We start from the raw sequence: 6,000 nt of genomic DNA, 5'->3' as shown, positions 1-6,000 counted from the left end.
TTAGGTCGAAACGTTAGAAAAACCCCCACTTCAAGCTTTGCTAAGTGGGGGAGTGTTCATCAACCTTCTAATAATAATGATTTTGGATCTTCAAGCATATCTTTAACAGCAACAAGGAAGCTAACTGCTTCTTTACCATCAACAATACGGTGATCGTAAGATAAAGCGATGTACATCATTGGACGGTTTTCCATACGTTCTGCATCAATTGCAACTGGACGTACTTGGATTTTGTGCATTCCTAAAATACCTACTTGTGGGCTGTTTAGAATTGGTGTTGACATTAGAGAACCGAATACACCACCGTTTGTAATTGTGAATGTACCACCTTGTAACTCTTTTAATGAAAGTTTGTTATCGCGTGCTTTCATACCTAAATTACGAATTTCGCTTTCGATTTCAGCGAAGTTTAATTGGTTAGCATCGCGTACAACTGGAACAACTAATCCATCTGGAGCTGCTACTGCAATACCGATATCATAGAATTTTTTAATGATAAGCTCATCGCCTTGAATTTCAGCATTTAATAATGGGAATTGTTTTAATGCTGCAACAACTGCTTTTGTGAAGAATGACATGAAACCAAGACGTACATCATGTTTTTTCTCGAAAGCGTCTTTACGCTCTTTACGTAATTCCATGATTGCAGTCATATCAACTTCGTTAAATGTTGTTAACATTGCAGATGTTTGTTGAACTTCTACAAGACGTTTTGCAATTGTTTGACGGCGGCGGGACATTTTCACGCGCTCAACTGGTTTTTCGAATTCCGTTTTTGCAACTGGAGCAGGAGCTGGACTTTTTGGAGCAGCTGGTGCTTCTTTTGGAGCTGCAGCATGAGCTTGTACATCGTGTGGTCTCACACGTCCAAGTGGATCTGTGCTACGTACGTCGTTTAAGTCGATTCCTAATTCACGAGCCATTTTTCTAGCTGCTGGTGATGCGATAGGACGGTTCGTATTTGGTAAACCTTGTAAAGTTGCAGCTTGCTCAGCATTTGGAGCCGCAGCTTTCGGTGCCTCAGTTGTTTCTTGTTTTGGCTGTTCAGCAGCCGGTGCAGGTGTACTTACTGCAACTGGTGCTCCGTTTGCATCTAAAATTGCGATAGTTGCACCAACTTCAACTGTATCCCCAGGTTCGCCTAGTAACTTCGATACAATACCTGAATCTTCTGCAATGATTTCTACATTGACTTTATCAGTTTCAAGCTCAACAACGCTGCCACCTTTCTCAACTTTGTCGCCTACGTTGATAAGCCATTGTGAGATAGTTCCTTCAGTAATAGATTCTGCAAGCTCAGGTACTTTAATTTCGATCATTTTAAATGTCCTCCCCTTATTTGCCTAACGGTGTGTTTTTTCTTCTTTTGTCTTCGGTAATCTCCATTTGTTAGCCTGCCCCTGGGCAGAAGATCTGCCCGGGGAACAAGCTAGAAACCTTCATTGTTACTTTTAGTTGCTGAAAACTTCAATTTCTTGTTTATCTTGACGGAAGTTATACTTCACATCTAAAGCGTGTGCAACAATTAGTTCTTGCTCAGCTTTGTGAGCGAATGGATCGCCGCCAGATGGGCTAGAGCGATCTGGGCGTCCAATGTAACCTGTTTTCACTTTATCTCCAGCAAGTTCGAACAGAATTGGAGCCATGTAATGCCATGCGCCCATATTACGAGGTTCTTCTTGAACCCAAATAATTTCTTCTAAGTTTTTAAAGCGTTTAATAATAGATTGAACTTTCTCAGCAGGGAATGGGTACAGCTGTTCAATACGAACGACATGAACTTCATCTAAATTATACTCATGTTTACCAGACTCAATTTCTGCTGCTAAGTCAATCGCCATTTTACCTGTGCTTAAAACAAGACGTTTTACTTTAGTTGGTTTCATGCCAAGGTTTTCTTGTTCTAGAGCAGGTTGGAAACGTCCTTCGCTTAACTGACTAGCAGTTGAAAGCGTAAGTGGGTGACGTAATAAACTTTTCGGCGTCATCAATACTAATGGTCGAACAGCTTCTGTTCCTAAGATAGATGCTTGACGACGTAAAATATGGAAGTATTGTGCCGCGCTCGTTAAGTTTGCAACTGTCCAGTTATTCTCAGCAGCTAACTGTAAGAATCGCTCTGGACGTGCACTAGAATGCTCTGGTCCTTGACCTTCATAACCGTGCGGTAATAGAAGAACTAAACCAGATTTTTGACCCCATTTTGCTCTTCCTGCTGAAACATATTGATCAAATAATGCTTGCGCAGTATTTGAGAAGTCACCATATTGCGCTTCCCACATAACAAGAGTTTCTGGAGCGAATACGTTATAACCATACTCGTAACCAACAACAGCAGCTTCTGATAACGGACTGTTATGAACAGAGAAGGATGCATTAATGTTTGGTAAGCGATGTAATGGTGAATATGTTTCATTTGTATCAGTATCGTGTAATACGATATGACGGTGCGCGAATGTACCACGCTGTGAATCTTGACCAGTTAAACGAATTGGCGTACCTTCTTGTAAAATAGAAGCGAATGCTAATGACTCAGCAAGTGCCCATTCAATTTTACCGTTCTCTTCAAGAGCGTCTTTACGGCGTTCAAGAATTTTCTTTACTTTCGGATATACGTTAAAGCCTTCTGGCCAAGATAGTAGACCTTCATTAATTGCACGAAGTGAGTCAATCTCAACACCAGTATCAATTGGCTGAATGCCTTTTGCAACAACATCTGGCACTTTAACGTCAATTGTTGCAGCGCTCGTATCAGCTGGCGGTACTTGTGCATAGTCAGATTTTAATTGCTCTTGTATAAACTGAGTCATTGTTTCAACCTCATCTGCATTTAGAACATCAGCAGCTTGTAATTGATCTGCATAAATCGCTCTTACAGTTGGGTGATTTTTAATCTTTTTGTACACTTGTGGTTGCGTAACTGCTGGGTCATCCATTTCGTTATGACCGTAGCGGCGGTAACCAATTAAATCGATTAAGAAGTCTTTTTTGAACAATGTACGATATTGAATTGCAAGGTTAGCAGCAGCAAGACAAGCTTCTGGATCATCAGCGTTCACGTGAACAATCGGAATATCGAAACCTTTTGCAAGGTCACTTGAATATTTCGTAGAACGAGAATCATAGCTATCAGTCGTAAAGCCAACTGCATTGTTTGCGATAACATGAATTGTTCCGCCTGTTTGGTACGCGTTCAATCTGCTTAAGTTCAACGTTTCAGATACAATACCTTGACCAGGGAATGCAGCATCACCATGAACTAAAATTACGAATGATTTTGAAGTATCTTGTTCTGGAAGACCAGATTTTTTACGATTCTCTTGAGCCGCACGTGCAAAACCTTCTACAACAGGGTTAACGAACTCAAGGTGACTTGGGTTATTTGCTAATGTAACGCGAGTGCTAACTTCTTCGTTACTAACGACTTGTTCTCTACCTAAATGGTATTTCACGTCGCCAGTCCAGCCAGAATTTGCCACTGCGCCTTCTATTTTTGCATGTTTGAACTCAGCAAACATGTGACTATATGGTTTTTCTAATACGTGTGCAAGTACGCTTAGACGACCGCGGTGAGCCATACCAATCATGACATCTTCTACGCCGCCCTTTGCACCTTCGAGAACAATTTCATCTAGAACAGGTACAAGCATATCAACGCCCTCGATAGAGAAACGCTTTTGCCCAACGAATGTTTTATGCAAGAATTGCTCGAAACCTTCAACAGCTGTTAAACGTTTTAAAAGAGCAGTTCGTTTTTTATTTGATAGTGGTTGACGCAATGAATTTGATTCCACCATTTGATGCAACCACGCGCGTTCTTCACTATCTTGTATATGAGAAAATTCATAAGCTAAAGATTTTGTATAAACGTCTTTTAATCTATGAATTACATCAAGTGCAGTGTGAATACCTTCTGGCGCATCTTGCCATACTGTTTTTGCTGGAATCGCTTTCAAGTCAGCATCGCTCAGTTCGTTCATTGCTTTCTCAAGAAGAGATTGTCCATTAGCAGCATCTTCCATCGGATTGATGTGAGCCAACGTATGCCCGAAAGAACGAATTTGTTCAACAAGCTGAACGACTTTAAGAATTTTTTCAATGTTCCCTGTGTTTTGAGGAGAAAAATGTGTTGCTGTGTTGTCCCCTGTTACGACATCATCTTGAAACGAAGGAGCTCCAAAAATTTCAAAAAGCTCTTGTAATTCCGGATCAACAGAACCTGCTCCAGTTACGTAAAGATCATACTGCTCAATAACATAACCAAGGTTCGGACCATGGAACTTGGCCCAAGGGTTTGTCGTTGTATTCTTCCTCGTCATTTGTTTAAACCTCCCAATGCATATAATCCTTTTTCCATACAAAAGGTGCATTTTGCTCTTTTCAATAATTGATGAACCAATAATCAATGTAAATGTTTTCTTTACTCTTATGTTATTACAATAATTTACATAATACCAAACACTATTACTTATCTGTTTTGTAAAAAAACATTCACAATAACTTATCACCCAAGTTAATCTTTCATGTTATAAAGTAATTCTACAGAAAAATGGGGTGGATATATTTGGTATACCTATACAAATAACTAAAATTGTTGCATGTAAATATAAGTGTAATAGTTAGAATGTTTCGATAAAAAGAGTTCGAATTATGTATATTGAAATAATAAGCGCTTTCATTGATATTATACAACAATATAACGGAATATAGTATAAAAAATAAAAAATTATGAATTTATCGTAAACTTTATTTAGATAGTGTTAAATATTGAAAGGAAAGTGAAGGATTTCTACAAAAAAAGTTGCTAAACATAAAAAATGCTTCATAAACAGTTAGTTTCTATAAATATGACGAAAAACACCGTAAAACCAATAACGCATTTCGTGGAATAAAGAGATAAATGAAATATTTTAAAAGGATAAAACAAATAGGGAGATATTAAATTTAAAAAATAGAGAGGAGGAGATATAGTAACGGTTCATTACAGTGTTCCATGTTTCATTTCAAAATAGACGTGCTGAAAATGAAAAAGTTTCTTCTATATAAATAGAACGAAAAATAAACAAAATGAATGTAAAGGAAACTTGACGTAAAGTTTCCTTTACATATATACTCGATATAAGGGAGGAGGGAGAAATTTCCTTGGAAAATAAAATGGTCGAATACCGAAAAAAATTTGGACTATCTCAAGAAAAATTGGCCGAGAAACTTGGAGTTTCCAGACAAACCATCATTTCAATTGAAAAGGGGAAATACGATCCATCACTTCCGTTAGCATTTGAAATAGCGAAAACATTTCAGACAACGATAGAACATGTATTTATTTATGAAGGAAAAGAAGAGGTGGAATAGGGATGAATTATTCACAAAAGTACTTTTTAATTATGGGAATTATTTTCTTTATTATGAGTGGAACCATGGTATTAGCGGGCATAATGACGCATTCCGCACCACCGGCTCCAACGTATACAGTACTTGCGATGATGATTATGTGTTTTTGCTTAAGTTACTTACACCCGCAATTTAAAGAAAAAGATGAGCGAATGAAACTTATTCGTTATAAAGGAATGTTCTTCAGCTTTTTTGCGCTAACGGCATATTATCTTCTTTTCTCTTTCGGCTTAAACTTAAAAATAATTACACTATCTGCTACTGAACTATTGAACATACTAATGGCACTTACGATGAGTACAGTTTTTATCTCGTTTGTTGTTTTATCGAAAAGGTATTAAGATGGAAGAGAGAAAGGAAGATTAACATATGCAAATGATGTATGCTTTTGGCATTGGGCTTGTATTATTTTTAGCCGTATTCTTATTTATTCGGAAAGACGTTCAAGGTGGGACGTTAACGAAACGAGGCTTTTATAAAATGATCGGCTGTTTAGTTGTTATGTTTATAGCGATTATCGTAATGATTGTTTTAATAAACCAATCACTATAGAATATAAAAATGGAACCTTACTGTAGTAAGGTTTTTCTTTTTGGTATAAAATCCGAA

The 6,000-nt window shown here is 37.8% G+C and carries 5 protein-coding genes; 3 read left to right on the top strand and 2 right to left on the bottom strand.

The window, feature by feature from the left end:
• Positions 1–59: 59 nt before the first annotated feature.
• A complete protein-coding gene (gene odhB, locus DN394_RS05800; RefSeq protein ID WP_000569904.1) occupies positions 60–1,319 on the bottom strand; it encodes a 2-oxoglutarate dehydrogenase complex dihydrolipoyllysine-residue succinyltransferase in 1,260 nt (419 codons plus the stop codon).
• Positions 1,320–1,451: 132 nt separating this feature from the next.
• Positions 1,452–4,319: a 2-oxoglutarate dehydrogenase E1 component gene (gene odhA, locus DN394_RS05795; RefSeq protein ID WP_097993789.1), complete on the bottom strand. Its 2,868-nt coding sequence runs from the start codon at positions 4,317–4,319 to the stop codon at positions 1,452–1,454.
• Between the two features lie 823 nt (positions 4,320–5,142).
• Between odhA and DN394_RS05790 the strand changes: the two genes are divergently transcribed.
• From DN394_RS05790 to DN394_RS05780, 3 genes are read left to right on the top strand one after another with little or no spacing between them, the layout of a single operon-like run.
• Complete coding sequence (locus tag DN394_RS05790; RefSeq protein ID WP_000428509.1) at positions 5,143–5,352, top strand: helix-turn-helix transcriptional regulator; 210 nt, start codon at positions 5,143–5,145, stop codon at positions 5,350–5,352.
• A gap of 2 nt (positions 5,353–5,354) precedes the next feature.
• The gene (locus tag DN394_RS05785; RefSeq protein ID WP_097993791.1) at positions 5,355–5,732 is read left to right on the top strand and encodes a permease; all 378 of its coding nucleotides are present in this window, start codon (positions 5,355–5,357) and stop codon (positions 5,730–5,732) included.
• A 28-nt stretch (positions 5,733–5,760) separates the two neighbouring features.
• Complete coding sequence (locus tag DN394_RS05780; RefSeq protein ID WP_001178300.1) at positions 5,761–5,943, top strand: DUF3976 domain-containing protein; 183 nt, start codon at positions 5,761–5,763, stop codon at positions 5,941–5,943.
• Positions 5,944–6,000: the final 57 nt, after the last annotated feature.

The sequence above is a fragment of the Bacillus sp. BB081 genome, from assembly GCF_008368895.1.
GTDB lineage: Bacteria > Bacillota > Bacilli > Bacillales > Bacillaceae_G > Bacillus_A > Bacillus_A wiedmannii.
This window is presented reverse-complemented; position numbering and strand designations above follow the sequence as displayed.

Bases quoted from the DNA above. Each gene is read 5' to 3' on its own strand.
- odhB (WP_000569904.1), bottom strand. From the start codon at position 1,319: ATGATCGAAATTAAAGTACCTGAGCTTGCAGAATCTATTACTGAAGGA.
- odhA (WP_097993789.1), bottom strand. From the start codon at position 4,319: ATGACGAGGAAGAATACAACGACAAACCCTTGGGCCAAGTTCCATGGT.
- DN394_RS05785 (WP_097993791.1), top strand. From the start codon at position 5,355: ATGAATTATTCACAAAAGTACTTTTTAATTATGGGAATTATTTTCTTT.
- DN394_RS05780 (WP_001178300.1), top strand. From the start codon at position 5,761: ATGCAAATGATGTATGCTTTTGGCATTGGGCTTGTATTATTTTTAGCC.